Genomic DNA, 25,453 nt, shown 5'->3' with positions numbered 1-25,453 from the left:
GAGTCACATCCCTGTCCGTATGATCGTTTTCAAGCCGTCCGCTTCACCGGCAATCAGCCGGGCATAGGCGTCCGGAACCTCATCGAGCGAAATTTCCCGGTCGACAAGCTGCAACAGCGACGCCTCAAGATCGGGCAGGATTTTTGCAATTTCACGCAGTTCGTCCTGATAGGCATGGCAGCCGATCAGGCTGATCTCCCGCTCGACCAGACTATTCGGATCAAGTTCGATCCTGCCGTGGGATATGCCGACAAGTGCCAGCGAACCGCCGCCGGAAAGCACGTCGAGAATTGCCTTGAGGACGCCGATATTGCCGGTGGCATCAATGGCATAGCGGATGGGCTGGCCATCGAGTGCGGCTTCAATTGCCGCCTTGTCGAGCGGAACCTTGGTTGCGCCGGTGACAGTTGAAACAAGACTGGCGCGCTGCTCGTTGCGGTCGCAGACCAGTACAGGACCGTCATGCAGGCGGGAGAGAAGAAGTGCTGCAAGCCCGCCGATCGGCCCGCAACCCACAACGAGGACCGCTTCGCCCGACGGTACGCGCTGCTTGCGGATGGCGTGCAACGCCACCGAAAGCGGTTCGCCCATGGCGGCGACCACCGGGTTGATGGCCGGATCGTAGTGAACGAGGAGCCGTGCAGGAAGTGCTGTCTCCTCGGCAAAACCGCCATCGCAGACTTCACCGATGAACCCCAGCGTTTCGCAGACATTGTGCCTGCCGCTTTTGCAGGACTGGCATTCGCCGCACCAGTAGCGGGAGTCCGCGATCACCGTATCGCCGGGTTTGAAGCCGGTCACGCCAGCACCGGTTTCAGTCACGACACCTGCAAATTCATGGCCTGCGACCGAAGGTGACCGGCTGATCCACTGCCCGGTCATGAAATTATGCAGATCGGAGCCGCAGATACCGGCAGCCGACACTTTCAGCCGGACCCAGCCCGGCTTAGGCCGCGACGGCGGGTCGATTGTCTCGACCCGCAAATCCTTCGCCGCATAAAGCCGGACAGCCTTCATCGTCAGCCTCCCCGGCTCTTTCTAGAGGTAATCCTTGCGGATTTCTGACACGGCGTTCTCGTGTGAGGAGAACCCTTCGTAACGCGCCAGTGTGCGGGCATGTTTTGCAAATTCCGGATAGGCGGAAGCCGTCACATAGCCGATGGACGAACGCTTGACGAAATCCGTTACCGAAAGCGGACCATAGGTGCGCGCCCAGCGGCTGGTCGGCAGCACGGCATTGGGGCCGAGGCCGAAATTGCCGATGACGACCGGCGTGTGCGGTCCCATCAGGATTTCGGCAGCTTCTGTGATATGGCCGAGATGCGCGAACGGATCGGTCGAAAGAAGCTCCAGATGTTCCGGCGCATAGTCGTTGATGAACTTGTAGCTCTCTTCCACGGAAGACGTCAGGACGATGCCACCATATTTGCCGGTAAGTACGGTTTTGGAGAAGCCGACACGCTGTTCGGTCATGCGCGCCCAATGGTCCGGCAATGCAGCCAGCGCTTCTTCCGCGACGCGGCGGCTATGCGTGACGAGCCATGCCGACGAATCCGGGCCATGTTCCGCCTCGATCAGCAGATCGAGCGCCGCAAGGCCACCTTTCACTGTGTCGTCGGCGAAAATGACAGCTTCGGAAGGTCCCGCAGGCAGGCCGGGATCGATGACGCCGCCGAGCAGGCGCTTGGCTGCGACCACCCATGGGCTGCCGGGGCCAACGATCTTGAGCGCCGGTTTCACCGTTTCCGTGCCATAGGCGACGGCAGCAACGGCCTGCGCACCGCCAACCTTGTAGACGGTTTCCACACCGGCAAGGCGTGCTGCAACGAGCGTGGCAGCATCGACGGAACCATCCGGCGTCGGCGGGGTGACGATGGCAAGATCAGGCACGCCAGCAACCACAGCCGGAACGGCGGTCATCATGGTGACGGACGGAAACGCCCCCTTGCCACGCGGAATATAGAGCGCGACGGAACGGATCGGCGTGAAACGGTCGCCTGCAAAGGCACCGGGACGCATTTCCTTCAGCCACATGGCCTCTGGCTTCTGCTCCTCATGGAAATGGCGGATATTGTCGATACCGAACTGGATCGCCTCGATCACGTCCTTTTCCACCTTGTCGAAAGCGGCATCGAACTCGGCTTCCGTCGCCTTGATGTTCGCCGGATCGACTTCTGCCTTGTCGAGATCGCGCGCAAAGCGGACAAGCGCCGCGTCGCCTTCGGTGCGAACGGCTTCGATGATCGGCTTAACCTTCTCGATAAAGCCCGACAGGTCGGTTTCCGAGCGCTTGAGAAGTTCGGCGCGCGCTGCATCGCCCAGTTTAGCCAGTTCGTGAAAAGAAACATCGGACATGATTGGCTCCTTGCTGGTTGCGGTGGTGGCGCAACCCGTCATTTCGATTTGAGGAAGATGTCGAGCCCGACCAGCCGGTCGAGCAGAAAGATGGCAGCAGCGGCACAGGCGATGAAGACGACGGAGATGGCCGCGAGGTCTGGTGTAATGATGGACCGGATCGAATTGTAGATCTGCACCGGCAGCGTCACGATGCGTGCATCGACCAGAAGCAGGCTTACCAGAAATTCGTTCAGCGCCAGAATGAACATCAAGAGCGAGCCGCTGATGACGCCCGGCACGACGACCGGTAAGGCGACGAAGAAGAAGGTCGAGATCGGCCCTGCTCCGCAATTGGCGGCGGCGAGTTCCAGATCGGCATCGAGATTGGCGGCACTTGCGGTCACCGCCCAGATCATGAAAGGCAGATTGATGACGCAGGCTGCAATCCCCACCGGCCAGAGCTGGCCCAGAATGCCGGCCTGACCGAAGACCAGCATGAGACCAATACCAGAACCGATCAGCGGAATGGTGAAGGGCAGCAGCAGATAAATCTGGATTGTCTTTTCAAACCGCACGGCATATTTCGCCAGCGCTATGCCCGCGAGCGTCCCGACCGGAATGGCGACAATGGTGCAGATGAAGGAGACGTAGAGCGAGCGCAGGAATGCATCCCAGAGGTCGCTCGTTCCGGCGATCTTCTGATACCATTTCAGCGAAAACCCTTCTGGCGGAAAGGTAATCATGTTGCCCGATGTGAAGGAAGCTCCAAGCACCACGATGGTCGGTGCGGAAAGCAGCACCAGCACGGCGATAACAAACGTCCATATGACGATGGATTTCGACAGTGGCGAGGTCATTTGCGCGCCCTCCCCATGGCCAGCGTGCCAGCCCCGAACAGCGTGAATACGATCCCGACGAGAACGGAACCGACGCCGACGAGAAGCAGCGCAAGCGTTGCGCCCAGTCCCTGATCGGACGTGCGGAAGAACTGGTCATAGATCGCATTGGCGATGAAATCCTGCGACCCGCCGCCCAGAATAGCCGGTACGGCAAAATCGGTGAGCGACAGCGTCATCACCACCAGTCCCGCGCCGATCAGGCCCGGACGGGCCATGGGCAGGACGACGTGGGCGAAGGTCCGCAGCCAGTTCGCACCGAGCGAGCTTGCCGCCGCTTCCATTTCCTCCGGTATGGCCGTCAGGGCTGGCGCCAGCATCAGCACGGCGAATGGCAACATATATTGAATGAGGCCGAACAGAACTGCCGGATAATTATAGAGCAGCCGCATTGGCGCGATACCGACAAGGCCAAGCGCTTCGTTGACCATGCCTTGATTACCGAGAATGATGAGCCAGCCATAGGCGCGCACGACCTGACCGATGAAGAAGGGCAGGAACAGCGCGATCAGCAGGAATTTGCGCAATGCAGCCGATGGCGTGCGCACCATGAGATAGGCATAGGGAAATGCCAGAAGAAGCGTGAATGCGGTCACGACGAGCGAGCCGAACAGGCTGCGCCATGCCACGGTTGCAAAGAGGCTTTCCGTCAGTGCGCGCTTGTAATTGGCGAGCGTGTAATAGTCCGACATCAGGAACGTCGAAGTGTCGAGCGTGCGCAGGCTGGTATCCGCGATCTGGATCAAGCCCAGCACCAGCAGTCCGACCAGAGCAATCGCCGGAAGCAGCATCAGATAAGGCACGGCGCGATTGAACCGCGCGGGCCACAAAAAGGCTGCGATTGCTTCCAGCGCGTCCATGATGCGCCATGTCATGGGATAGGCAGTGCGTGCCGCTCGCATGTTTCAATTCCTGAATGTTTGTCCGAAAATGTTTGCCCGAAGATGTCGGGCATCAGGATCGCCCTTTCGGGCGACCCGTCTTGCTTTCATGGAGCTGGATCAGCCCTGCATGATAGCCTTGAACTTCGAGAACCACTCGCTCTCGTTTTCCACCTGCACCTTTGCCGAAATACGGATGAGGTGTTTGAAATCCTCGTCCTTGGTCGGATAGGCCGGATCGTTCACCAGATCGGCGGGCGGGGTCAGGCCCGGCACGACACCCGGCAGACCGAGGCCGTCGAGCCAGACCTGCTGCGCATCCTTGGTAAGGGCGAAATTGATATATTCCTTGGCCCAGTAAAGCTCGTTTTCCGGCAGGCCCTTTGGAATCCAAAGGCCGTCGGTGTCGAACTTCGCGCCCTCTTCCGGAACGGTCCAGTCGATCTTGACGCCGTTCTTCTGGGCTTCGCGCGCATTGGTGGAAATGGTGCAGGCCAGATCGATTTCACCCTTCTGGAACCAGGTGGTGAAATCCGGGTCTTCGCCGAGAAGCGGCTGCTGCTGCTTCACCCTGGTGATGAAATCCCATGCGGGCTGCATGTTGCCCGGAATGTCTTCCAGCTTGCCGCCACCGGCAACCTGCGCCGGGAAGTGGAAGCCGATGCCATCGTTATAAAGCGCGATGCGTCCCTTGAATTTCGGATCGAGCAGGGCGTGCCACGACTTCGGCGGGCCATCCGGGAAGGCTTCCGGACGATAGGCCAGCACATAGACATAGCCATAGGTGTTGACGATCGGATAGCCGTCGAGACCAACCGGCTTGGCAAGATCGGTGGTGTTCTTGAGGTTCGACAGGTCCGACAGGTCTTCCGTCACGCCGCGCAATGCCGATTTGGTCGCATTGGTGGTCGTATCCCAGTTGACGTGGATCGGCGGAACACGCTTCTGCGCGACCGCAGCCCAGAGCTTCGGCTGGATTTCGTTGTCTTCCGTCAGGTCGTGACGGATGGAAATGCCGGTCTTGGCGGTAAACGGATCGGACACGCCCGCTTTAAGCGCCTCCACCCAGCTGCCACCCCAGGCGCGCACGATCAGTTCCTTCGGCTTAGCTGGCTCTTCAGCAAATGCGCGCGACAGGCCGAGCGATGTCGTGCCGGCTGCGGCGGCAAAAGCGCCTGCGCTCTGCAGGAAGCGGCGGCGGTCGAGTATCAGAAAAGGTTTCTTCAGATTGCTCATTTTGTTTCTCCTCTGGAGTTTCCCCGTAACGTTTTAGTTCATACGGCAAAGACGATGAGATCGCGGGCGTTCCAGCCAAGATGCACGGTTTCACCTTCTGCAAACTGGCTATGGCCGATGGGATCGTGGTCGAAGACGCGCATCAACACGTCTCCTAACGCAGGAACCCGCAATTCATAGACGATGCGTTCGCCCTCGAAGATCGCATCCGTAACGATGCCTTCAAGCACGGTATCGAGTTCCGCATGCGCTGCGGCGCTGCCGCCGATACGGATCTGTTCGGCGCGGATTGCGCACGAGACATTTGCGTTGGCGGCAACCGGTCCGCGCCCCTCGCCTGCCATGCCTACCAGAGCCATTCCTGCATCGACCCGCACGAGATTGCCGTCGAGCGACGATGCCTTGCCGGAAATGAAATTGGTGACGCCGATGAAGTTCGCCACAAAGGCGTTGGACGGGTTGCGATAGGTCTCGGATGGCTGCGCCATCTGCTGGATTTCACCGCCATCCATGACGATGATTTCGTCAGATACGACGAGCGCTTCGCGCTGGTCATGGGTGACATTGATGGTCGTGACGCCGAGTTCCCGCTGGATACGGCGAAATTCAAGCTGCATTTCCTCGCGCAGCTTGCGGTCGAGTGCCGCCAGAGGTTCGTCGAGCAGAAGCAGGTCCGGTTCAAAAACGAGGGCGCGCGCGATGGCCACGCGCTGCTGCTGGCCACCGGAAAGCTCGTGCACACGGCGCTCGCCGAGGCCGTTCAGACGAACGAGGTCGAGATAGCGTTCCACCCGCTCAGGGATCGAACGCGCATCGAAGCGGCGCATTTTCAGCGGAAACGCGACGTTTTCGGCCGCCGTCATATGCGGGAAAAGCGCGAGCTTCTGGAAAACCATGCCGATGGAGCGCTTGTGCGGCGGCACGGCGCTGACAGCTTCATCGTTGATGAAGATTTCGCCGATGCTCGGTTTCTGGAAACCGGCGATGAGGCGGAGAAGCGTCGTCTTGCCGGAACCCGACGGCCCGAGAATGGTCAGAAAACGGCCCTTGGCGAGATCGAAAGATGCCGCACGCACGGCATGGAAGCCGTTATAGATCATGCTGACATTGTTGACCGATACGGCAGCCGGTCCGTTGGAGACTTTACGGCCAGTTCCGGTTTCGGTTGTATTCATCGCAGTTTCCCATTTCAGTCAAAGCACCGGAAGGTGCTTTATGAAGTTATTTCAATGCTATTTCACGATCTGATGATGTTCTACGTAAGGATATCAGAACCTGAATCAAAAAGCGGCATGTGTGTGCGAAAATGGTGATTTTCGAGTACCGGAGCGGAGCGTACTTGAAGGTACGTGAGCACCGGAACGCAGGTAAATTGCCATTTGCAGCCACACAGGGCGACTTTTGGAGCAGGTTCTCAGATGGATGCAAGATAGCCTCCGTCAATCGGGATCACCTGCCCCGTGACATAGGACGATGCGGCGCTTGCCAGAAACACCACGGCGCCCGCAACATCTTCCATTGCGCCGAAACGGCCCTGCGGAATCTTGCCCAGCATCGCCTTCTGCCAGTCGTCATTCTCGTAAAACACATCCGTCATGGCAGTGCGGAAATAGCCCGGCGCAATGCCGTTGACGCGGATACCGGACGGCGCCCATTCGGTGGCCAAAGCATGGGTCATGCCCATGAGACCGGATTTGGAAGAACCGTAGGGAGCAGCGGTTGGCACACCGACATAGGAGGTCAGCGAGCACAGATTGATGATCGCTCCATCCTTCCCGCTCTCTGTCATGTGGCGGGCGGCGGCCTGCGCGCAAAAGAATGCGCCTTTGAGGTTGGTCGCCACGATGTGGTCCCAGAGCGCCTCGTCCACATCGAGCGAGGGGCGGATTTCTTCATAGCCCGCATTGTTGACGAGAATATCGAGGCCGCCAAGAGCTTCTGCCGCTTGCGCGACAGCAGCAGCACAGGCGGCAACATCGCGCACATCGAGAGAAAGAGTTGCCGAGGTGCGGCCATGGGCGGCGATACGGGATGCCGTTTCGGAGAGGTCGTTGGACTTGCGCGCTGTAATGGCAACATCGGCACCAGCCGAGGCGAGTGCTTCGGCAATAGCCTGTCCCAGTCCCCGGCTGGCACCGGTAACCAGCGCTTTACGCCCGCTTAGGTCGAAAAGCGATAAAACCTGCATCATGTTCCCCTGCGGACCTTTGGCAAACAATATTGTTGCCCGAACTTCTAACTGTTCCGGGTCGAATGTTTAGCAATTTTTTGTGGTCTCCCCAGCATAGGAACATCTTTTTCATAACTTGTCTATACATATATATACAAAATTGGATTTTAGTCTTAGAACTTCTCTCCCAAAGGCGCGCGACAAGTGACGCGCTGCACCAGAGGAGAACGTGAATGGCGCAGGAAAATGCCCGGTTTGGCGATCTGATTCGACCCGAAATCCGTGGTCTCAGCCCCTATAATGCCGGTCTCACCATTGCCGAGGTGGAGGCGCGCTATCATCCTCCGGCAATCGCAAAACTCGGCTCCAACGAGAACCCGCTTGGACCGTCACCCAAGGTGCAGGCGCTCTTTTCCGGTGCCCATGATCTGCTGCGGCTCTACCCCGACCCGTCGGGACGCGAACTGGCGCAGGAAATTGCGATCGAGTTCGATTGGCCGCAGGACCGCATCATTCTCGGCAACGGATCGGAAGACCTGATCGGCGTAATCTGCCGCACCGTTTTGCGGCCGCGCGACCGGGTGGTCACACTTTACCCGTCCTTTCCGTTGCACGAGGATTATGCGACGACCATGGGGGCAAGTGTCGAACGGGTTGAAGTGACGCCGTCGCTTGAAGTCGACGTTGATGCGCTGGTGGCGGCAGTTGCGACCGCTCCACGTCTCGTGATGTTCGCAAATCCGCTCAATCCGGTCGGGAGTTGGCTGACACCGGAGGCTTTGCAGCGCGTTGTCAATGCGGTCTCGCCGGAGACGCTGCTGGTCGTGGACGAAGCTTATGCTGAATATGCAGCCGGCGACGATTATCCGTCTGCCGCTACACTTCTGCGCGACAGCGGCCTTCACTGGGTGGCGCTGCGTACCTTCTCCAAGGCTTATGGGTTGGCCGGTGCGCGTCTGGGATTCGGGCTTGTCAGCGACCCGGACTTGCGCGGGTTTCTGGACCGCGCCCGCACGCCTTTCAACGCCAATGGCATTGCACAGGCTGCGGGGCTGGTTGCGCGCCGGGATAAAGACCATCTCGCAAAGGGTATCGCGCTTGCGCTTAGCGAGCGGGAACGGATGGCCGGTTTCCTGAGCGAGCGACAAATGCGTTTTGCGCCCTCCAAGGGGAATTTTCTGTTCATCGACGTGAAATCGGATTCTGTTGCGTTTGCCGAAAAACTGCTGGAAGACGGCGTCATCGTGAAGCCTTGGAAGCAGCAGGGCTACACGACTTTCATCCGCGTTAGTGTCGGCGCACCGGAAGAAAATGATCTTTTCATGCGCTCTTTCGAAAAAGCCACAGGACTGGCTTGAGTTTGAAAGCAGGTTTCGGGAGGCTGTCTCCTGATCTCATGCTAGAAAGGTCTCATGAGAGACCTTTTCGACCAGATTGAACCGCATGAAATCCGGGCGCCGGGCGCTGTACTTCTGCGTGGCTTTGCGCTTCCAAGTGAGGATGCCGTTCTGAAAGCTGTGGCCGATGTTTCTGCCGTGGCCCCCTTTCGCCATATGACCACGCCCGGCGGGTATCGCATGTCGGTTGCGATGACGAATTGTGGAGAATTCGGCTGGATCACGGACCGGACCGGCTATCGCTACAGTACCGACGATCCGGAAACCGGCCTTCTCTGGCCGACCATGCCGGATGCCTTCCGCGCGCTTGCCCAAACTGCTGCCCGTGAAGCTGGTTATCCTGATTTTGCGCCGGATGCCTGTCTCATCAATCGTTATGAACCGGGTGCGAAACTTTCATTGCATCAGGACAAGGACGAGCAGGATTTCAACAATCCGATTGTTTCGGTGTCGCTCGGTCTGCCTGCGACTTTCCAGTTCGGCGGGTTGAAGCGAACCGACCCGATTGCGAAATATATCCTGCATCACGGTGACGTGGTTGTGTGGGGCGGACCTTCACGTCTCTTCTATCATGGCATACTCGCCCTGAAGCGCGGCGAGCATGAAAAACTAGGTCCGTTTCGCCTCAATCTGACATTCAGAAAATCGCGCTGACAGTTGCCAAACGCGATTTTCGGAACGGACAAGCGACAGAAATCGCCTTTTAATTGCGGCGAAGGACCGTTCATTATGTGGCGGTTTTGTGGCAAGTGGAGTTTTAGTTAAACGCCCCGCCGTCGCTTCTACTCTCCGGACGCTCCTTCGCAACCTTATCGCGGTAGCCACTGGCTCGGTAGGCGGCAATCGGTTCGATGGCCCCGCCGGTGCGGCGACGTGCTTCCGCGAGAATTGGTTCGACGTCGGTTCTATAGGCGCGTTTCAGCGTATCAGATGCCATCAGCGCGTCGTTTTCCTGCTGATAGGTTTCGAGCGCTTCACGATCCACCAGAAGCGCCTGCGCATAGGCACGGCGGATTTCATTGGCGGATGAGATCAGGCTCTCCAGCGGGTCGGTCACATTGTGCGATTGGTCGATCATATGAGCCGGATGGAAGTCGGCCACACCACGATAATCTGCATCCACCAACTCATTGAAAACAAGGAATAATCGATACGGATCGATGGAGCCGGCGTCGAGATCGTCATCGCCATATTTGCTGTCGTTGAAATGGAAACCGCCAAGTTTCCCGAACTGGATCAGCCGCGCGACGATCATTTCGATATTGGTGTTGGGCGCATGGTGGCCAAGATCGACCAGACATTGCGCCTTTGGCCCTAGCGTCGAGGCGATGAGGTAATTGGTGCCCCAATCCTGCACCACCGTCGAATAGAAGGCCGGTTCATACATTTTGTGTTCGGAGAACAGGCGCCAGTCGTCGGGTAGTGCGTGATAGATTTCACCCATGGAAGCCAGATAGCGCTCAAAGGCGCGGGTGAAATTCTGCTGGCCCGGAAAGTTGGAACCATCGCTCAACCAGACGGTCAAGGCTTTGGAACCTATGGCTTTTCCGATTTCGATACATTCGATATTGTGCTCTACGGCTTGCGCCCGCACTGCCGGATCGACATGGGTAAGCGACCCGAATTTGTAGGAAAGCTTCTGGTCTGCGCCGTCGGCAAATGTATTGGAGTTCATGGCGTCGAAGCCGAGACCTAGCGCTTCGGCATGGGCTTTAAGTTTCTTCGGGTCGGCCTTGTCCCACGGAATATGCAGGGAAACATTCGGTGTGGCACGGCAAAGCTCGTTGATGACGGCGCAATCGTCCAGCTTGTCGAAAATGCCGCGCGGTTCGCCCCTTCCCGGAAAGCGCCCAAAGCGGGTGCCGCCTGTGCCTGTGCCCCATGAAGGTACGGCCACGTAATAGGCCGCCACCTTGTCTGTAATCGTGTCGATCTCGATGCCACGGCGCAAAAGCTGTTCGCCGAGCGCCTGATAATCGCTCTTCAATGATTTCTCAAAACCGGAATTATGCTCGGCGATGAAATCGGCCGCAATGCGTTGCTCGGACATGGTTCCTCCCAGAATGTCCAGATTATATGGTCAGCGCGGAAAGCTCTGCTGGTTTCCGGCGTCGACATTGATGATGTTGCCGGTCGACTTGGCCGAAGCATCGCTTGCAAGAAAGTAGATGGCTTCGGCAATGTCTTCGGGGAAGACATTCAGCTTCAGCATGGAGCGCTTGCGATAATGTTCCTCAAGCTCGGAAACATCAATCTTCGAGGATGCTGCACGCTGTTCGCGCCACTCGCCGTCCCATATCTTGGAGCCGCGCAGAACCGCATCTGGGTTGACCACATTGACGCGGATTCCTGCATCTGCACCTTCCAGCGCCAGACAACGCGCCAGATGGATTTCTGCGGCCTTTGCAGCGCAATAGGCCGAAGCATTGGGCGAAGCTGCAAGCCCGTTCTTCGAGGCGACAAATACCACATTGCCGCCGATTTTCTGGCGGCGGAACAAGCGAAACGCCTCCCGCGAAACGAGGAAGTAGCCGGTCGCCAGAATGTCGATATTGCGGTTCCACATGGAAAGTTCGGTCGCTTCTACCGGCGCGGATGATGCAATACCAGCGTTGGAAACCAGAATGTCGATGCCACCCAGCTCGACGCTGGCTTCGACAAACGCACTCGCGACGCCTTTTTCGTCGGTGACGTTCAGTTCGACACTGCGCACCTGATCGGAACCAAAGCGCTTTGCGAGATTTTCGTGAGCGGTTTTGAGCGATCCTGCATCGATATCTGCCAGAACCACGCAAGCACCTTCGCCTGCAAGCCGTTCTGCTGTGGCAAAGCCGATGCCGCCAGCGCCGCCGGTAATGAATGCAATGCGCCCCGCGAGGCTTTTCGGCTTTGGCATGCGCTGCAGCTTGGCTTCCTCAAGCAGCCAATACTCGATATCGAAGGCTTCCTGTTCGGGCAGGCCCTGATATTCCGATACGCCGGATGCACCGCGCATCACGTTGATCGCGTTGACATAAAACTCACCGGCGATGCGCGCAGTCGCCTTGTCGCGTGCGAAGGACAGCATGCCGACACCGGGGATCAGGAAAATTACCGGATTGGGATCGCGCATCTTCGGCGAATTGTCATGCTTGCACGCCTCGTAATAGCGCTTGTAGTCGGCGCGATAGGCTTCCAGTGCACCCTCAAGCCCGGCAACCACGGCATCGATATCGGGCTTGGCCGGGTCGAAATTAACGACCAGCGGACGGATTTTGGTGCGCAGGAAGTGATCCGGGCAGGACGTGCCAAGCGCTGCCAGCGGGCGCAGATCGTTTGAATTTACAAATTCCAGCACGGCATCCTGATCATCGAAATGACCGAGCTTGCGCTCATCCTTACCGATAAGTCCGCGAATTTCCAGCATCAGCCGTGCTGCAATGGCGCGGCGCTCGGAAACCGGGAGGCTCTGCGTGACAGCACCGCCGAAAGCGGGCTTGCCAGCCGTCTTCTGATCCAGCCATTCAATGGCCTTGTTGATGATGGCAAGCGTGGTTTCATAACAGGCTTTGGCATCGTCGGCCCAAGTGAAAAGTCCATGACTTTCAAGGATAACGCCCTTAGCGTTGGGATTTGACTTCACGAAGGCTTCAAGGTCGAGGCCAAGCTGGAAACCGGGACGACGCCATGGCAGCCAGCCGATTTCGCCGCCGAAAATCTCGGCAGTCAGTTCACGAGAATTCTCGGATGCAGCGATTGCTATGATCGCATCGGGATGCATGTGATCCACATGCTTGAAGGCGACAAATCCGTGCAACGGCGTATCGATGGAAGCGGCGCGCGGATTGAGGTTGAAGGTGCAGTGCGGCAGGAAACCGACCATGCGATCCTCATCTTCAACGCCCTTATAGATGCCTTTCAGAGCATCCAGCTTATCCTGATAAAGCGTGGCGAAACCGTCGAGCTTGATGGTGCCGACATCGCCGCCCGAACCTTTAACCCAGAGAACCTGAACTTTTTCGCCAGTCAGCGGATCGGTTTCCTCCACCTTGGCGGACGTATTTCCGCCGCCGTAATTGGTAATGCGCTTGTCGGAACCGAGCAGATTGGAGCGATAAAGCAGCTTGCCCGGCTCATCCATCGTTGCCGCTTTGGCATCATCCCACCGGTTTTCGAGAAGCCTGCTCTGGGCCACCATGTCATCCTCCCAATTCTGTTATGGTGAATCGCAAGCCGCCTGTACGTCTGCATGTCCATCCGCATGCATGTCCATGTGCCAGCGATCATGTTGCGGCAGATATGACGTATCAAACGAATTGCTGTCAATCATAAACGATCATAATCAATCATTAATGTGACTATTGCGCCCTATTATGATTGTTTGTGATTGACATGAGCGACATTTATGCCCGATACAAAGACAAGGAGGAGCCATGCACGAAAGAGAGCGCCACCGCATCATCCTGAGTGCTGTTCAGGAAAAGCCGGTGATTACCATTCAGGATCTGGTGGAATTGACGGAGGCGTCGGAAGCGACCCTTCGCCGGGATATTGCTTCTCTCCATATGCAGGGCCGTATCAAGCGCGTGCGTGGTGGCGCAGAGGCTATTCATCCGCCGCAGTTCGGAAATCTCGCAGGCCGTCCTTTCAAGGTTTCGGAGACCGAAAACACGGACCGCAAACGTGCAATCGCTCGCGAAGCTGTTGCGCTTTGCGAGGAAGGCGACAGCATCATCATCAATGGCGGGTCCACGACTTTCCAGATGGTGCATTATCTTGCTCCGCGCCGCCTTCAGGTGCTGACCAATTCGTTTGCCATCGCCGAACATCTTCTGCGCCAGTCGAAAAGCACGGTGATCGTGCCCGGCGGTGCAATCTATCGCGACCAGAGCCTTATCCTGTCGCCGTTCGACAATGACGTTATTCGCAATTTCTACGGACGGCGCATGTTTATGGGCTGTCAGGGGATCAGCCCGCTCGGCGTCATGGAATCCGATGCGCTGATCATCCAGAGCGAACAGAAACTGATGGGCCAGGCGGACGAACTTGTCCTGATGGTCGATTCAACGAAATTCACACGCCGTTCCAGCCTCATCCTTTGCCCTCTCGACCGGGTCAGCACACTGATCACCGATGACGGCATTTCGGACGACGCGCGGCGCATGGTGGAAAATGCGGGCATCCGGCTCATCGTGGCGCAGGTCTCCGCAAATGTCGGCAAGGGCGACCCACGGGAGGATTCTGCCGAGGTGGCCTGAGCCGGAACAAGCGAAACATATGTCTTTATACTGGGAGGAATGAGACATGAAACTTTTCAAGAAACTGGCACTAGGAACTGCGCTGGCTGTTGCCTTCATGGCGGCCCATGCGCAGGCCGCCGACATGAAGATCGGACTTGTCGCGAAGTCGCTCGGTAACGGCTTCTTCGAAGCTGCCAACAAGGGCGCGCAGGAAGCCGCCAAGGAGCTAGGCGGCGTCGAGGTGATCTATACCGGCCCGACCACCACGACGGCAGAGGGCCAGATCGAGGTCATCAATTCCCTCATCGCGCAGGGTGTGGACGCCATCGCCATTTCGGCCAACGATCCGGATGCTGTCGTCCCTGCCCTGAAGAAAGCTGCACAGCGCGGCATCAAGGTGATCTCGTGGGATTCGGGCGTCGCACCTGAAGGCCGTATCGTCCACCTCAACCCGTCTTCCAACGAACTGATCGGCAAGATGTGCCTCAAGCTCGCAGCCGATCACCTGCCGGACGGCAAGGGCGATTTCGCGATCCTGTCTGCCACCACAACCTCGACCAACCAGAACATCTGGATTGGCGAGATGAAGAAGCAACTCAAGGACTTCCCCGGCCTCAATCTGGTGACCACCGTTTATGGTGACGACCTGGCCGACAAGAGCTACCGTGAAGCACAAGGCTTGCTGACTTCAAATCCAAATGTGAAGGTCATCGTGGCCCCCACCACCGTTGGCGTTCTCGCTGCCTCGCAGGCCGTAAAGGATGCGGGCAAGATTGGTGATGTCTATGTGACCGGCCTTGGTCTTCCGTCCGAAATGGCCGGCGCCATCAAGTCGGGCGCAACCAAGGAGTTCGCCATCTGGAACCCGATCGACCTTGGCTATTCGGCAACCCAGATTGCCTACCACCTCGTAAAGGGCGATGCCGATGGCGAGCCGGGCTCGGAAATCGAAGCCGGACGCATGGGCAAGATCAAGATCGGCGAAAACGGCGAAGCCGCAATGAGTGATCCTTTCGTCTATGACGCGTCGAATATCGACGAGTTCTCCAAGGTCTTCTGATCGGTAAGCACATCCCGAAAAGTGGAAACCGGTTTTCGGAAAAGATGCGCGTACAAAAAAGCGGCATTGGATATGCAAGCTCAATGCCGCCTATCGTTTTCCAAACCCGATTTCAGGTATCTGCGATGAATGCAGCCTTTCAATCCAGCGGCCCATCCGGCGGAGAGCGGACGCTTTCCGCCACGGATCAGCCCATTCTGGAAATGCGCGGCATAGCCAAGACGTTTCCGGGCGTGCGTGCGCTTGATGACGTGAACATCGCGCTTTATCCAGGCAAGGTGACGGCGCTGATCGGAGAGAATGGCGCTGGCAAATCCACGCTTGTGAAAATCCTGACTGGCATCTACCAGCCCGACGAAGGCGAAATCTTCATCGACAGCAAGCCGGTACATTTCGCAACCGCACAGGATGCGACCGATCATGGCGTGACGGCCATTCATCAGGAAACCGTGCTCTTCGACGAATTGTCGGTGGGCGAAAACATCTATCTCGGCCATGCGCCGCGCACCAAATTCGGCTTCGTCAACTGGAAGGCCGTCTATGCCCGCTCGCAGGCGCTGCTGTCCTCGCTGGAAACGACGGTCGATGCCCGCATCAAGCTGAAAGAACTGTCCATCGCCCAGCGCCATCTGGTGGCGATTGCGCGGGCGCTGTCGGTGGATTCGCGCATCGTCATCATGGATGAGCCGACCGCAGCGCTCTCGCGCAAGGAAGTGGACGATCTGTTCCGCATCGTGGCGCGGCTGAAGGCACAGGGCAAAGCCATCCTGTTCATCAGCCACAAATTCGATGAAGTCTATGAAATCGCCGATAATTATGCCGTTTTTCGTGACGGGCACGCAGTTGGACACGGAGCGCTTGCCGACACGCGGCAGAACGATATTGTGCGCATGATGGTCGGGCGGTCTGTCGAACAGGCTTTCCCCAAGCAGGATGTCGCCATCGGCAAGCCGGTGCTCAAGGTCGAAAACTATTCGCATCCAACTGAATTCCGCGACATTTCCTTTGAGCTTCGCAAGGGCGAAATCCTTGGCGTTTACGGCCTTGTCGGCGCGGGACGTTCGGAGTTCGCGCAGTCGCTGTTCGGCGTCACCAAGCCATCGCGTGGCCGCGTGACGCTTGAAGATCGCGAGATTAGTATCCGCCGCCCCGGCGATGCGGTGGCGCATGGCATCGTCTATGTGCCGGAAGAACGCGGACGCCACGGCGCGGTGCTGCAACTGCCGATCTTCCAGAATGTATCGCTGCCGTCACTCGCCCGCACCTCGCGCAATGGTTTTCTGCGCATGGCGGAAGAACTGGCGCTGGCGCGCAAATATGCCGAGCGTTTCGACCTGCGCGCCGCCGCCCTTTCCGTACCGGTGGGCACGCTGTCCGGCGGCAATCAGCAGAAGGTCGTCATCGGTAAGTGGCTTGCCACCAATCCGAAAGTCATCATTCTCGATGAGCCGACCAAGGGCATCGACATTGGCTCCAAGGCTGCGGTTCACGCCTTTATCAGCGAATTGGCCGCCGAGGGGCTGAGCATCATCATGATCTCGTCGGAACTGCCGGAAATCATCGGCATGTCGGACCGTGTGATGGTGATGCGCGAAGGGCTGATGGAAGGCATCTTTGAGCGTGCCAGCCTCGACGCGGAAGTGCTGGTGCGCGCCGCCACCGGAAACACGGAGTAGACGATGAAACAGTTGCTCAAGCAGCGCGAACTCCTGCTTCTTGTCATCATCGCTATTCTGGTGGGGCTGTTCGCAAGCCGCGCTCCGGGTTTTGCCAGCGCGCATAATCTGGCGAATATTTTCAACGACACGTCCATCCTCATCATTGTCGCGCTTGGACAGATGGCCGTGATCCTGACCAAGTCGATCGATCTGTCGGTCGCCGCCAACCTCGCCTTTACCGGCATGGCCGTGGCGATGCTGAATGCGACCTATCCGGGCCTGCCGCTCGTGTTTCTCATTGTGCTGGCAATTGGCATCGGCGCGGTTCTGGGCGCCATCAATGGCATCCTGGTCTGGAAGCTCAACATTCCGGCGATTGTCGTCACGCTTGGTACGCTTACCATCTATCGCGGCATGGCTTTTGTGCTCTCCGGCGGCGCGTGGGTGAACGCGCATCAGATGACCGCGCCCTTCCTCAACACACCGCGCACGCCTTTTCTTGGCCTGCCGCTGCTTGGCTGGACGGCGATCCTGATCGTGGCGCTCGTCTACGTTCTGCTGACGCGGACGTTTTTCGGACGCGCGCTTTATGCCTCCGGCGGCAATCCGACTGCCGCCGTCTATACGGGCATCGATGTGGGCCGCACGCGCTTCTTCGCCTTCGTGCTTTCCGGCGCGCTCGCCGGGCTTTGCGGCTACCTCTGGGTGTCGCGCTATGCCGTCGCCTATGTGGATGTGGCCGCTGGGTTCGAACTTGACAGCGTTGCGGCCTGCGTCATTGGCGGCATCTCGACACTTGGCGGGATAGGCTCTGTTGCCGGTGCGGTTCTCGGTGCGCTGTTCCTCGGCGTCATCAAGAACGCACTGCCGGTCATCGACATATCGCCCTTCTGGCAGATGGCGATTTCCGGCTCTGTTATCATCTTGGCCGTGATCTTCAATGCACGACAGGAAAAGCGGCGCGGACGCATCATCCTGCGCGACAAGGCTGCAAAAACTTACGAGGAGGTTGCGGCATGAATAATGAACAGCGCCGTCGTATCCCCGACCGGCTCGGAACGCCATTCTCCCGCATCTTCGCAAGCTGGGAAATGCTTTTGCTTGGCGTGGCAATTGCGATCTTCATCGCGAATTCCTTTGCCTCGCCCTACTTCCTCAATGCCTGGAACCTGTCGGATGCCACGTTCAATTTCACCGAAAAGGCATTGATCGCCTTTGCGATGACGCTTCTCATTATTTCCGGCGAAATCGATCTTTCGGTCGCCGCGATCATTGCGCTCGCCTCGACGGCGATGGGGGCAGCGGCGCAGGCCGGTGTCGGCACACCCGGCCTCGTGATGATCGGCATCGGCACCGGTCTTGTCTGTGGCGCGATCAATGGCGGGCTGGTTGCCGGGCTGAAACTGCCGTCCATCGTCGTGACCATCGGCACGATGAGCCTCTTCCGCGGCATTTCCTATATCGTGCTGGGTGATCAGGCCTTTGGCGGCTACCCGGCAAGCTTTGCCTATTTCGGACAGGGCTATGTGTTCTGGGTGATCTCTTTCGAATTCGCGCTGTTGGTGCTGTTCGCCGCGCTGTCTGGCATACTGCTGCATGCCACCAGCTTCGGTCGCCGCGTCTATGCCATCGGCAATAATGAATTCGCGGCGCGCTTTTCCGGCATTCCGGTCGAGAAAACCAAATTCGTGCTTTTCCTGATGACGGGCGTGATGAGCGGCATCGCCGCCGTCTGCCTGACCTCGCGCCTCGGCTCCACGCGCCCCTCCATTGCGCAAGGCTGGGAACTGGAAGTCGTCACCATGGTCGTGCTGGGCGGCGTGTCGATCCTTGGCGGCTCGGGCACAATTGTCGGCGTGGTGATTGCCGCTTTCGTGATGGGTCTCGTGACCTTCGGGCTTGGGCTTCTCAATGTGCCGGGCATCGTCATGTCGATCTTCATCGGCCTCCTGCTGATCGTCACCATTTCACTGCCGATCCTCATCCGGCAGTTCAAAACAAGGCGCGCAGCATGACTGGCGAACGCTATGCATTTCGCATGAAGCTCAATCCTGGCATGGAAGCGGAATACCGCCGTCGGCATGACGAGATATGGCCGGAACTGGTGGACCTTCTGCACGAGACAGGCGTGTCGGATTACGCGATCTATCTCGATGAAGAGACCAGTACCCTGTTCGGCGTGCTGACACGTAAGCCCAATCACGGCATGGCCGCCCTGCCTGATCATCCGGTAATGAAAAAGTGGTGGGCGCATATGGCGGATATCATGGCAACGAATGCCGATAATTCGCCGGTTTCCGTGGACCTCAAGCCAGTGTTTCACATGCCATGAAGCGCATTGCCATTCTGGATATAGGCAAGACCAACGCCAAAGTCGTCGTGCTTGATGCGGCAAGCGGCGAAGAAATCGTCGCAAACCGCATCTCCAATACGGTGCTGTGCGATGGCCCCTATCCACATTATGACATCGAGGCTCTGTGGCGCTTTTTCCTGAAAAGCCTTGCCGCTTTTGCCAAAGAGCCGGGTTTTGATACCATCTCCATCACCACGCATGGCGCGGCGGCGGCTCTCGTCGCAGCAGATGGCACATTGGCCATGCCAGTCCTCGATTATGAACTCGACTATCCGGCTGAAATCCGCGCAGCCTATGCTGACATAAAGCCGGATTTCAAAGATACATTCTCGCCGCCCCTGTCGCTCGGTCTCAATCTGGGTGCGCAGCTTCATTATCTGAAGACGACGTTTCCCGATGATTTTGCGCGCACACATTTCATATTCACCTATCCGCAATATTGGGCATGGCGCCTGACTGGCATTGCCGCTTCGGAAGTGACATCGCTCGGCTGTCATACGGATCTGTGGTTGCCGAAGGAATCCGCCTTCTCACCTCTTGTCGACCGGCTGGGCATCCGTGCAAAACTCCCGCCACTTCGCTCTGCCTTCGATGCGTTGGGCGAAGTTTTGCCCGAGATTGCAACAGAGGTCGGCCTTTGCAAAGCTGTGCCGGTTCATTGCGGCATTCACGATTCCAATGCATCGCTGCTCGCGCATCTAATGGATCGGGAGGCCCCGTTCTCGGTCGTCTCGACCGGGACGTGGGTGGTCAGTTTCGCCGTTGGCGGCAATTTCGACGGGCTTGACCCGGAACGCGACACGCTTGCCAATGTCGATGCCTATGGTCGTGCTGTTCCATCCGCCCGTTACATGGGCGGGCGCGAATTCGATATCATGACGGAAGGACTGACCGTTCCCCCGGTCATCGACCAGCCCGATATTGCAGCAAAGGTTCTGGTGCAGCACATCATGGCGCTGCCGTCAGCCGTGCCGGGTTGCGGCCCCTATCCGAGTTCCAATCTTCGCTGGATCAATGCTGACACAGCCAGCGATGCAGAGCGCTATGTTGCCGCCTGCATCTATGCGGCGCTGATGACGGAAACCTGTCTCCACCTGCTGGGTGCCGATGGACCGGTTATCGTCGAAGGGCCGTTTGCCGGAAACCCGGTCTATCTTGAAGCGCTGGCGAATTTTACGGGACGAGACGTCGAAGCCGTATCAGGATCGACCGGCACGTCGCTTGGTGCCGGATTGCTCGCAGGTGCAACGGTTCCGGAGAAACACGGCAGGATTTTCAGACCGGGCAATGAAGCCTACGCTGCGTACCGAAAGCAATGGATAAAGAATACGGCATAAATCACTGAAATAATATATAATATGCCCGGAGATAAAATTGATCTCCGGGCTGTTTTTCCTAACATTTCTTTATCCCAAAACCGGTTCCCATTTTTTGGGAGACATGTTCTAGTTCAACGCTTTCTGCCGTGTCTCCACATCGATGAAAAAGGCGATAATACCTGCCAGCGCCAGAAGTCCCGCAAACAGTGCCACGGCGACATAGAAGCTCTGGCTGATGACGAGTGCCAGCGCGGACGGCGCAAGCAAGCCGCCAAGGCGAGCCATCGCGCCCGCCACTCCCATTCCACTTGCGCGCAATCCTGTCGGATAAAGTTCCGGCGTAAAAGCATAGAGCGCGCCCCATGTGCCAAGCAGGGCAAAGCTCATGATGAGAATGGATACACCGACAACCGCTGAACTGTTGGCCACTGTAAAGAGAGCACAGGCCGCAGCGCTGATGAACAGAAAGGTGATCAGCGTCTTCTTGCGTCCCCACGCTTCCACGCCATAGGCGGCGAGGGCGTAGCCCGGCAATTGGGCCAGTGCAACCACGACAAGGAAGCCGTAGCCGCGGACAAAGCCAAAACCGTCACCGGCAAGCTTGGCCGGTATCCAGGTGAAAATACCGTAATAGGACACCGAAACGAGAAACCAGATTGCCAGCGTCGTCAGCGTGCGCTGGCGCAGATTTGGCGACAGAAGCTTTTCGCCTGTCACCATAAGGGGCGCTTCTAGCCGGGCCTTCGGCGGCAACTCCGGTTTGCCATTACGGCGAAGCACGCGGTTCATGACCGATTTGGCTTCTTCCGGACGTCCCGATTTCAGAAGATGCATCGGGGATTCCGGCACCCAGAGGCGCAGCCAGATGCCGATGAGCGCCGGTGCAGCAGTGACGATGAAGATATAACGCCATCCATCTTCTACGCCTGCAAGGCTGGTGGCCCATGCCGCAAGGGCGATGATAACGGTGCCGACCGCCCAGAAACCTTCGAGCATCACAAGCCAGCGACCGCGATTTTTGGCGGGAAGGAATTCGGCCATCATCGCATAGTCGACCGGCAATGTTCCGCCGACTGCCACGCCTGTCATGAAGCGCAGGAAGAGCAAAATACCGAAACTCGGCGCAAATGCCGAAAGCAGTCCGAAAACGGCATCGCAGGCGACAGTGATCAGAAGCACACGGCGGCGACCGTATTTATCCGCCAGTCGCCCGAAGACCGCCGCGCCGATCAGCATGCCAAGGAAGAACAGCGTGCCGGTCTGCAATGCTTGTGGGACGGTCAGGCCAAAAGTCTTTGCAATGGCAGCACCTGTAAAGCCGACCGCCAGCACCTGCATGGCATCGGCGGCCCAGACAAGGCCAAACACACCCAGAAGACCGCGCTGAAATGCGCCCGTACCCGCCTGATCGAGCGTCTGTTCGATGGTAACTTTCATGCCGTGATGTGTCCCCTGCTACCGGCTGAAGATATGCTGCCTTTTACAGCGCCGACGATGGGCTGCTGTCAATCGCCCTTTTCAGATATTGCCCGATCTTTTGCCTGCAAATATTCCCAGAAGCTCTCGGCATGGGCCGGAAGTGCCGCATCGTGACGATAGATACGGACCTCGACCGTGAAATCCCAATAGGGATCAGTTGAGGCTGGCACTAGCTCGCCGCGTTGCAGTTCATCATAAATGAGGCTTTCGGGCAGCCAGGCCATCCCCCAGCCTGCAAGCGCCATGGCCTTCAGACCGATCGACATGGTGTTTTCGTGAACCACCTGACGCTTGAACGCGGTACCGGATGCAAATTTCTGCGACAGGGCAGCGCCAAAGAAGGAAAAGTCACCATAGCTCAGATATGGCAATGGCTCCCCGCTGGCAACGGCATGATCAAGGATCGGGCCTGTCGGAGACGGGCGCGAGACCGGCATCAGCCGTTCCGTGCCGAGCACGATATAAGGAAACTGCGTGCGGTCGATCAGGATCGGCACGGAATTATGCGCATAGGTCAGGAAGAAATGAACCTCTCCTTCCGTCAGCGTCGCGATATTGTCCTCGAAACCACCCCGATCCGGACTGAGCAGAGAGCGTATGCTGCCAACATCGTCATCGATCTGCTTCAGCCAGTGCGGAAAGAATGTGACTGTCAGCGTGTGCAAGGCTGAAAATGTGAGGACGGGGTTTTGGACTTCGCGGCTCGGCTGCAGCGCCTTGCGTGTGTTGTAGAACTGGCGAACGGTATCCTGCGCGACTGGCAGGAAGGTTCGTCCCTCGCGAGTAAGCTCTGCAGGAAAAGTCGCGCGATTGACGAGAGTAACGCCAAGCCAGAGTTCAAGCTGCTTGATGCGACGGGAAAACGCGGATTGCGTCACATGCCGGGTATCCGCCGCGCGCGAGAAACTGGACGTTGCCGCCAGCGCGATGAAGTCTTCCAGCCATTTCAGTTCCATTGGGTCGGGGCCTTTCCAGCAAAGGGCAATAAGGCAGTATGGCAATAGGGCAGTATGTTTGGTTCGGCTTGAACGAGACCTTTTTCCTGCTGCCTTACCCCTTATGCAATTTCTGCATAGTGATTGCAAAACATAGCATTGGCAGCTCCCAAGCTTTTTCCATACCGTCCGGCAAAACTGTTAAACGCGCATCTGTTCCGAAAACCGCTTCACGTTTTTCGGGGTGCGCACAATCAATCACATAGATGTCCGAGGACGTGTTTTGGCCAGGGTAATTTATTTGAACGGCGCTTTCGTTGCTGAGAACGAGGCGAAAGTGTCGGTGTTCGATCGCGGCTTTCTGTTTGGTGACGGTATTTACGAAGTCAGTGCTGTCATCGATGGCCGCCTTGTTGACAACGAACTTCACCTCGCCCGTCTGGAGCGCTCCGTCAGGGAACTCGGAATTCCGTTGCCTGCTTCGCTGGACGCCATTCGCGCCGCACAGATCGAGCTGATGAAGCGCAATGAACTGCATGAAGGCGTCGTCTATATGCAGGTGACGCGCGGCGAAGCCGAACGCGATTTTGTCTATACCGACGACATCAAGCCGAATTTCGTCATGTTCACGCAGGCCAAGAACCTCGCCAATTCGCCGTCGGTCCAGAATGGCGTAAGGGTGGATGTTGCACCGGATACGCGCTGGGCGCGCCGCGACATCAAGACTGTCATGCTTCTGGCGCAGGTGCTGGCAAAGAAGCAGGCCAAGAGCAAGGGCTACCATGAAGTCTGGCTGGTTGAAGACGGCTTCGTTACCGAAGGCGGTTCGTCGACGGCATTCATCATCACCAATGACAATGTGCTGGTAACGCGGCCGAATTCGCACGCTATCCTCCCTGGCTGCACGCGTCGCGCCGTGATCAAGATCGCGGAAGAACAGCACCTTCGCATTGAAGAGCGCCTGTTCACGGTCGATGAGGCGAAGGCCGCCAAGGAAGCGTTTCTCACGAGCGCATCGAGCTTCGTGACGCCAATCATCGGCATTCAGGATCATACGATTTCCGACGGCAAGCCGGGGCCGATCACCCGCCGTTTGCAGGAGATCTACATGGATATGGCTCGCACGGGATCGGAGCCGGTACTTCAGTCGTAACTAACGAACGGGTTTTGCCTGCAAGGTTGCGAACAAGACCTGTTTTCTGCAAAACGATAGAATCCTAGAGGAAGGCCCGCTGCTGTGGGCTTTCCTCATGCGCATTATCGAGGCCAGCACACGGAAATAACCATGACAGGCAAGGCACGCGACTACGGCATCATCTGCGGCATCATGCAGTCGGGCGAAAACAACGCCATCACCGATGTGCCGGGCGTGCGCGTGGGGCACCGCACCTTGCGCAACGGCGATATCAATACCGGCGTGACAGCAATCATCCCGCATGACGGCAACATATATCGCCGCAAGGTGCTGGCCGCTTGCGATGTCATCAATGGTTTTGGCAAAAGCACAGGTCTCGTGCAGGTCGAGGAACTGGGCACGCTGGAAACGCCGATCCTGCTCACCAATACATTTGGCGTCGGAACCTGCGCCAATGCGTTGATCCGAAAGGCGATTGCAGGCAATCCCGATATCGGGCGCACCACGGCGACCGTCAATCCGGTCGTTCTGGAATGTAATGACGGTCCGCTCAACGACATTCAGGCCATGGCCGTCACGGAAGCGGATGCGCAGGAAGCCTTGCAGATTGCGGGAACGGACGTTGGTGAAGGCAATGTCGGTGCAGGAACCGGCATGAGCTGTTTCGGTTTCAAGGGTGGCATCGGCACATCCTCGCGCCGGTTCGAACTTGACGGCAAGGTGCATCACCTCGGTGTTCTGGCGCTGACCAATTTTGGCCGCGCCGGTGATCTGGTTCTTCCGGACGGGCGCAGGCCTTCGCCGAAGGCCGAAGCACAGCCGGAAAAAGGTTCAGTCATTCTGGTGCTGGCGACAGATGTTCCGATGGAACACCGACAGTTGAAGCGCGTGACCCGCCGCTGTGGCGCGGGACTGGCACGCCTCGGTGCATTCTGGGGCCACGGAAGCGGTGATATCGCCATCGGCTTTTCAACGGCTGTGACATTCGACCATGATGAAACACGTGATATGGTTGAAATCGCGGTGCTCAACGAAAACCGTATCGATACGCTGTTTCGCGCGGCAGTTGAATGCACGCAGGAAGCCGTCCTCAACTCCATGTGCATGGCTGAACCTATGCGCGGACGCGCCGCAAACCGCCGCTCGCTGGCCGACTGGCTGGAAAGCAACAAAGATTAGGCCCCGCAACCTCTGACGGGGTCCACATCAAATCCTGATATTTTCTGTGTATTGCCACATTTGGCTTCGATCATACCCTAATGGTCGAAGTCGAAGGATGGCAATATGCTGCAAAACCGCGACTCGGCGCGACCCATGGCACGCTCCCACGAGTTTGGGCTGCTTAGGCACAACCGTTGCCGGTATAAGGGCGCTTCGT

22 protein-coding genes are annotated in these 25,453 nt (G+C 57.8%); 11 read left to right on the top strand and 11 right to left on the bottom strand.

The window, feature by feature from the left end; genetic code table 11:
• Positions 1 to 3: 3 nt before the first annotated feature.
• From OANT_RS18505 to OANT_RS18475, 7 genes are all read right to left on the bottom strand, one after another.
• Complete coding sequence (locus OANT_RS18505) at positions 4 to 1,017, bottom strand: zinc-dependent alcohol dehydrogenase (RefSeq protein ID WP_012092977.1); 1,014 nt, start codon at positions 1,015 to 1,017, stop codon at positions 4 to 6.
• 21 nt (positions 1,018 to 1,038) lie between these two features.
• On the bottom strand, positions 1,039 to 2,355 hold the full coding sequence (gene hisD, locus OANT_RS18500) for a histidinol dehydrogenase (RefSeq protein WP_012092976.1): 1,317 nt from the start codon (positions 2,353 to 2,355) through the stop codon (positions 1,039 to 1,041).
• 38 nt (positions 2,356 to 2,393) lie between these two features.
• Positions 2,394 to 3,194: an ABC transporter permease gene (locus tag OANT_RS18495; RefSeq protein WP_012092975.1), complete on the bottom strand. Its 801-nt coding sequence runs from the start codon at positions 3,192 to 3,194 to the stop codon at positions 2,394 to 2,396.
• Positions 3,191 to 4,135, bottom strand: coding sequence for an ABC transporter permease (locus OANT_RS18490; protein ID WP_012092974.1), 945 nt, complete (start codon positions 4,133 to 4,135; stop codon positions 3,191 to 3,193). The genes OANT_RS18495 and OANT_RS18490 overlap by 4 nt, the downstream gene beginning before the upstream one ends.
• A gap of 99 nt (positions 4,136 to 4,234) precedes the next feature.
• Entirely contained in the window at positions 4,235 to 5,350 is a 1,116-nt protein-coding gene (locus tag OANT_RS18485; protein ID WP_012092973.1) for an ABC transporter substrate-binding protein, read from the bottom strand.
• Between the two features lie 38 nt (positions 5,351 to 5,388).
• Positions 5,389 to 6,525 (bottom strand): ABC transporter ATP-binding protein, encoded by a 1,137-nt coding sequence (locus OANT_RS18480; RefSeq protein WP_012092972.1) that lies wholly within the window; start codon positions 6,523 to 6,525, stop codon positions 5,389 to 5,391.
• Between the two features lie 239 nt (positions 6,526 to 6,764).
• Positions 6,765 to 7,538: an SDR family NAD(P)-dependent oxidoreductase gene (locus OANT_RS18475; protein WP_012092971.1), complete on the bottom strand. Its 774-nt coding sequence runs from the start codon at positions 7,536 to 7,538 to the stop codon at positions 6,765 to 6,767.
• 215 nt (positions 7,539 to 7,753) lie between these two features.
• Between OANT_RS18475 and OANT_RS18470 the strand changes: the two genes are divergently transcribed.
• Together OANT_RS18470 and alkB are read left to right on the top strand one after the other, a co-directional pair.
• The gene (locus OANT_RS18470; protein WP_012092970.1) at positions 7,754 to 8,878 is read left to right on the top strand and encodes a histidinol-phosphate transaminase; all 1,125 of its coding nucleotides are present in this window, start codon (positions 7,754 to 7,756) and stop codon (positions 8,876 to 8,878) included.
• 54 nt (positions 8,879 to 8,932) lie between these two features.
• Complete coding sequence (gene alkB / locus OANT_RS18465; RefSeq protein WP_012092969.1) at positions 8,933 to 9,571, top strand: DNA oxidative demethylase AlkB; 639 nt, start codon at positions 8,933 to 8,935, stop codon at positions 9,569 to 9,571.
• Between the two features lie 103 nt (positions 9,572 to 9,674).
• On the opposite strand, the gene rhaI is transcribed toward alkB, so the two are convergent.
• Positions 9,675 to 10,967 carry an L-rhamnose catabolism isomerase gene (gene rhaI, locus OANT_RS18460; RefSeq protein WP_012092968.1) on the bottom strand — a complete coding sequence of 431 codons (1,293 nt, stop codon included), beginning with the start codon at positions 10,965 to 10,967 and terminating at the stop codon, positions 9,675 to 9,677.
• A 30-nt stretch (positions 10,968 to 10,997) separates the two neighbouring features.
• A complete protein-coding gene (locus tag OANT_RS18455) occupies positions 10,998 to 13,094 on the bottom strand; it encodes a bifunctional rhamnulose-1-phosphate aldolase/short-chain dehydrogenase (protein ID WP_012092967.1) in 2,097 nt (698 codons plus the stop codon).
• Positions 13,095 to 13,329: 235 nt separating this feature from the next.
• Between OANT_RS18455 and OANT_RS18450 the strand changes: the two genes are divergently transcribed.
• The 7 genes from OANT_RS18450 (at position 13,330) to OANT_RS18420 (ending at position 20,544) form a co-directional block, all read left to right on the top strand.
• Positions 13,330 to 14,154 carry a DeoR/GlpR family DNA-binding transcription regulator gene (locus tag OANT_RS18450; RefSeq protein WP_012092966.1) on the top strand — a complete coding sequence of 275 codons (825 nt, stop codon included), beginning with the start codon at positions 13,330 to 13,332 and terminating at the stop codon, positions 14,152 to 14,154.
• 46 nt (positions 14,155 to 14,200) lie between these two features.
• Complete coding sequence (gene rhaS / locus OANT_RS18445; RefSeq protein WP_012092965.1) at positions 14,201 to 15,196, top strand: rhamnose ABC transporter substrate-binding protein; 996 nt, start codon at positions 14,201 to 14,203, stop codon at positions 15,194 to 15,196.
• A 125-nt stretch (positions 15,197 to 15,321) separates the two neighbouring features.
• Positions 15,322 to 16,872, top strand: coding sequence for a sugar ABC transporter ATP-binding protein (locus OANT_RS18440; RefSeq protein ID WP_012092964.1), 1,551 nt, complete (start codon positions 15,322 to 15,324; stop codon positions 16,870 to 16,872).
• A 3-nt stretch (positions 16,873 to 16,875) separates the two neighbouring features.
• Positions 16,876 to 17,874, top strand: a complete 999-nt coding sequence (locus tag OANT_RS18435) for an ABC transporter permease (RefSeq protein ID WP_010658766.1) — start codon at positions 16,876 to 16,878, stop codon at positions 17,872 to 17,874.
• Entirely contained in the window at positions 17,871 to 18,869 is a 999-nt protein-coding gene (locus tag OANT_RS18430) for an ABC transporter permease (protein WP_012092963.1), read from the top strand. Before OANT_RS18435 ends, OANT_RS18430 begins: the two co-directional genes overlap by 4 nt.
• Positions 18,866 to 19,186, top strand: coding sequence for an L-rhamnose mutarotase (rhaM, locus tag OANT_RS18425; protein WP_012092962.1), 321 nt, complete (start codon positions 18,866 to 18,868; stop codon positions 19,184 to 19,186). The genes OANT_RS18430 and rhaM overlap by 4 nt, the downstream gene beginning before the upstream one ends.
• A complete protein-coding gene (locus OANT_RS18420) occupies positions 19,183 to 20,544 on the top strand; it encodes an FGGY-family carbohydrate kinase (RefSeq protein ID WP_012092961.1) in 1,362 nt (453 codons plus the stop codon). Before rhaM ends, OANT_RS18420 begins: the two co-directional genes overlap by 4 nt.
• 108 nt (positions 20,545 to 20,652) lie before the next feature.
• Here the strand turns inward: OANT_RS18420 and OANT_RS18415 are convergent, their stop codons facing one another.
• Together OANT_RS18415 and OANT_RS18410 are read right to left on the bottom strand one after the other, a co-directional pair.
• Positions 20,653 to 21,963, bottom strand: a complete 1,311-nt coding sequence (locus tag OANT_RS18415; protein ID WP_012092960.1) for an MFS transporter — start codon at positions 21,961 to 21,963, stop codon at positions 20,653 to 20,655.
• 68 nt (positions 21,964 to 22,031) lie between these two features.
• Positions 22,032 to 22,961 carry a LysR family transcriptional regulator gene (locus OANT_RS18410; RefSeq protein WP_012092959.1) on the bottom strand — a complete coding sequence of 310 codons (930 nt, stop codon included), beginning with the start codon at positions 22,959 to 22,961 and terminating at the stop codon, positions 22,032 to 22,034.
• Positions 22,962 to 23,223: 262 nt separating this feature from the next.
• On the opposite strand from OANT_RS18410, the gene OANT_RS18405 reads away from it, so the two are divergent.
• Positions 23,224 to 24,093, top strand: a complete 870-nt coding sequence (locus OANT_RS18405; protein WP_040128329.1) for a D-amino-acid transaminase — start codon at positions 23,224 to 23,226, stop codon at positions 24,091 to 24,093.
• Positions 24,094 to 24,225: 132 nt separating this feature from the next.
• Positions 24,226 to 25,254, top strand: a complete 1,029-nt coding sequence (locus tag OANT_RS18400; protein WP_040128331.1) for a DmpA family aminopeptidase — start codon at positions 24,226 to 24,228, stop codon at positions 25,252 to 25,254.
• The last annotated feature ends 199 nt before the right edge of the window (positions 25,255 to 25,453 follow it).

It is taken from the genome of Brucella anthropi ATCC 49188 (assembly GCF_000017405.1).
GTDB classification, from domain to species: domain Bacteria; phylum Pseudomonadota; class Alphaproteobacteria; order Rhizobiales; family Rhizobiaceae; genus Brucella; species Brucella anthropi.
Note: the sequence above shows the minus strand (reverse complement) of the source record. Positions and strands in the feature narration are given on the sequence as shown.

Coding starts and splice junctions, on each gene's coding strand:
- OANT_RS18485 (WP_012092973.1), bottom strand. CDS start 5,350: ATGAGCAATCTGAAGAAACCTTTTCTGATACTCGACCGCCGCCGCTTC.
- OANT_RS18475 (WP_012092971.1), bottom strand. CDS start 7,538: ATGCAGGTTTTATCGCTTTTCGACCTAAGCGGGCGTAAAGCGCTGGTT.
- OANT_RS18490 (WP_012092974.1), bottom strand. CDS start 4,135: ATGCGAGCGGCACGCACTGCCTATCCCATGACATGGCGCATCATGGAC.
- rhaI (WP_012092968.1), bottom strand. CDS start 10,967: ATGTCCGAGCAACGCATTGCGGCCGATTTCATCGCCGAGCATAATTCC.
- OANT_RS18440 (WP_012092964.1), top strand. CDS start 15,322: ATGAATGCAGCCTTTCAATCCAGCGGCCCATCCGGCGGAGAGCGGACG.
- OANT_RS18430 (WP_012092963.1), top strand. CDS start 17,871: ATGAATAATGAACAGCGCCGTCGTATCCCCGACCGGCTCGGAACGCCA.
- rhaS (WP_012092965.1), top strand. CDS start 14,201: ATGAAACTTTTCAAGAAACTGGCACTAGGAACTGCGCTGGCTGTTGCC.
- OANT_RS18410 (WP_012092959.1), bottom strand. CDS start 22,961: ATGGAACTGAAATGGCTGGAAGACTTCATCGCGCTGGCGGCAACGTCC.
- OANT_RS18505 (WP_012092977.1), bottom strand. CDS start 1,017: ATGAAGGCTGTCCGGCTTTATGCGGCGAAGGATTTGCGGGTCGAGACA.
- OANT_RS18420 (WP_012092961.1), top strand. CDS start 19,183: ATGAAGCGCATTGCCATTCTGGATATAGGCAAGACCAACGCCAAAGTC.
- hisD (WP_012092976.1), bottom strand. CDS start 2,355: ATGTCCGATGTTTCTTTTCACGAACTGGCTAAACTGGGCGATGCAGCG.
- OANT_RS18415 (WP_012092960.1), bottom strand. CDS start 21,963: ATGAAAGTTACCATCGAACAGACGCTCGATCAGGCGGGTACGGGCGCA.
- OANT_RS18480 (WP_012092972.1), bottom strand. CDS start 6,525: ATGAATACAACCGAAACCGGAACTGGCCGTAAAGTCTCCAACGGACCG.
- OANT_RS18400 (WP_040128331.1), top strand. CDS start 24,226: ATGACAGGCAAGGCACGCGACTACGGCATCATCTGCGGCATCATGCAG.
- OANT_RS18455 (WP_012092967.1), bottom strand. CDS start 13,094: ATGGTGGCCCAGAGCAGGCTTCTCGAAAACCGGTGGGATGATGCCAAA.
- OANT_RS18450 (WP_012092966.1), top strand. CDS start 13,330: ATGCACGAAAGAGAGCGCCACCGCATCATCCTGAGTGCTGTTCAGGAA.
- OANT_RS18435 (WP_010658766.1), top strand. CDS start 16,876: ATGAAACAGTTGCTCAAGCAGCGCGAACTCCTGCTTCTTGTCATCATC.
- OANT_RS18495 (WP_012092975.1), bottom strand. CDS start 3,194: ATGACCTCGCCACTGTCGAAATCCATCGTCATATGGACGTTTGTTATC.
- OANT_RS18470 (WP_012092970.1), top strand. CDS start 7,754: ATGGCGCAGGAAAATGCCCGGTTTGGCGATCTGATTCGACCCGAAATC.
- alkB (WP_012092969.1), top strand. CDS start 8,933: ATGAGAGACCTTTTCGACCAGATTGAACCGCATGAAATCCGGGCGCCG.
- rhaM (WP_012092962.1), top strand. CDS start 18,866: ATGACTGGCGAACGCTATGCATTTCGCATGAAGCTCAATCCTGGCATG.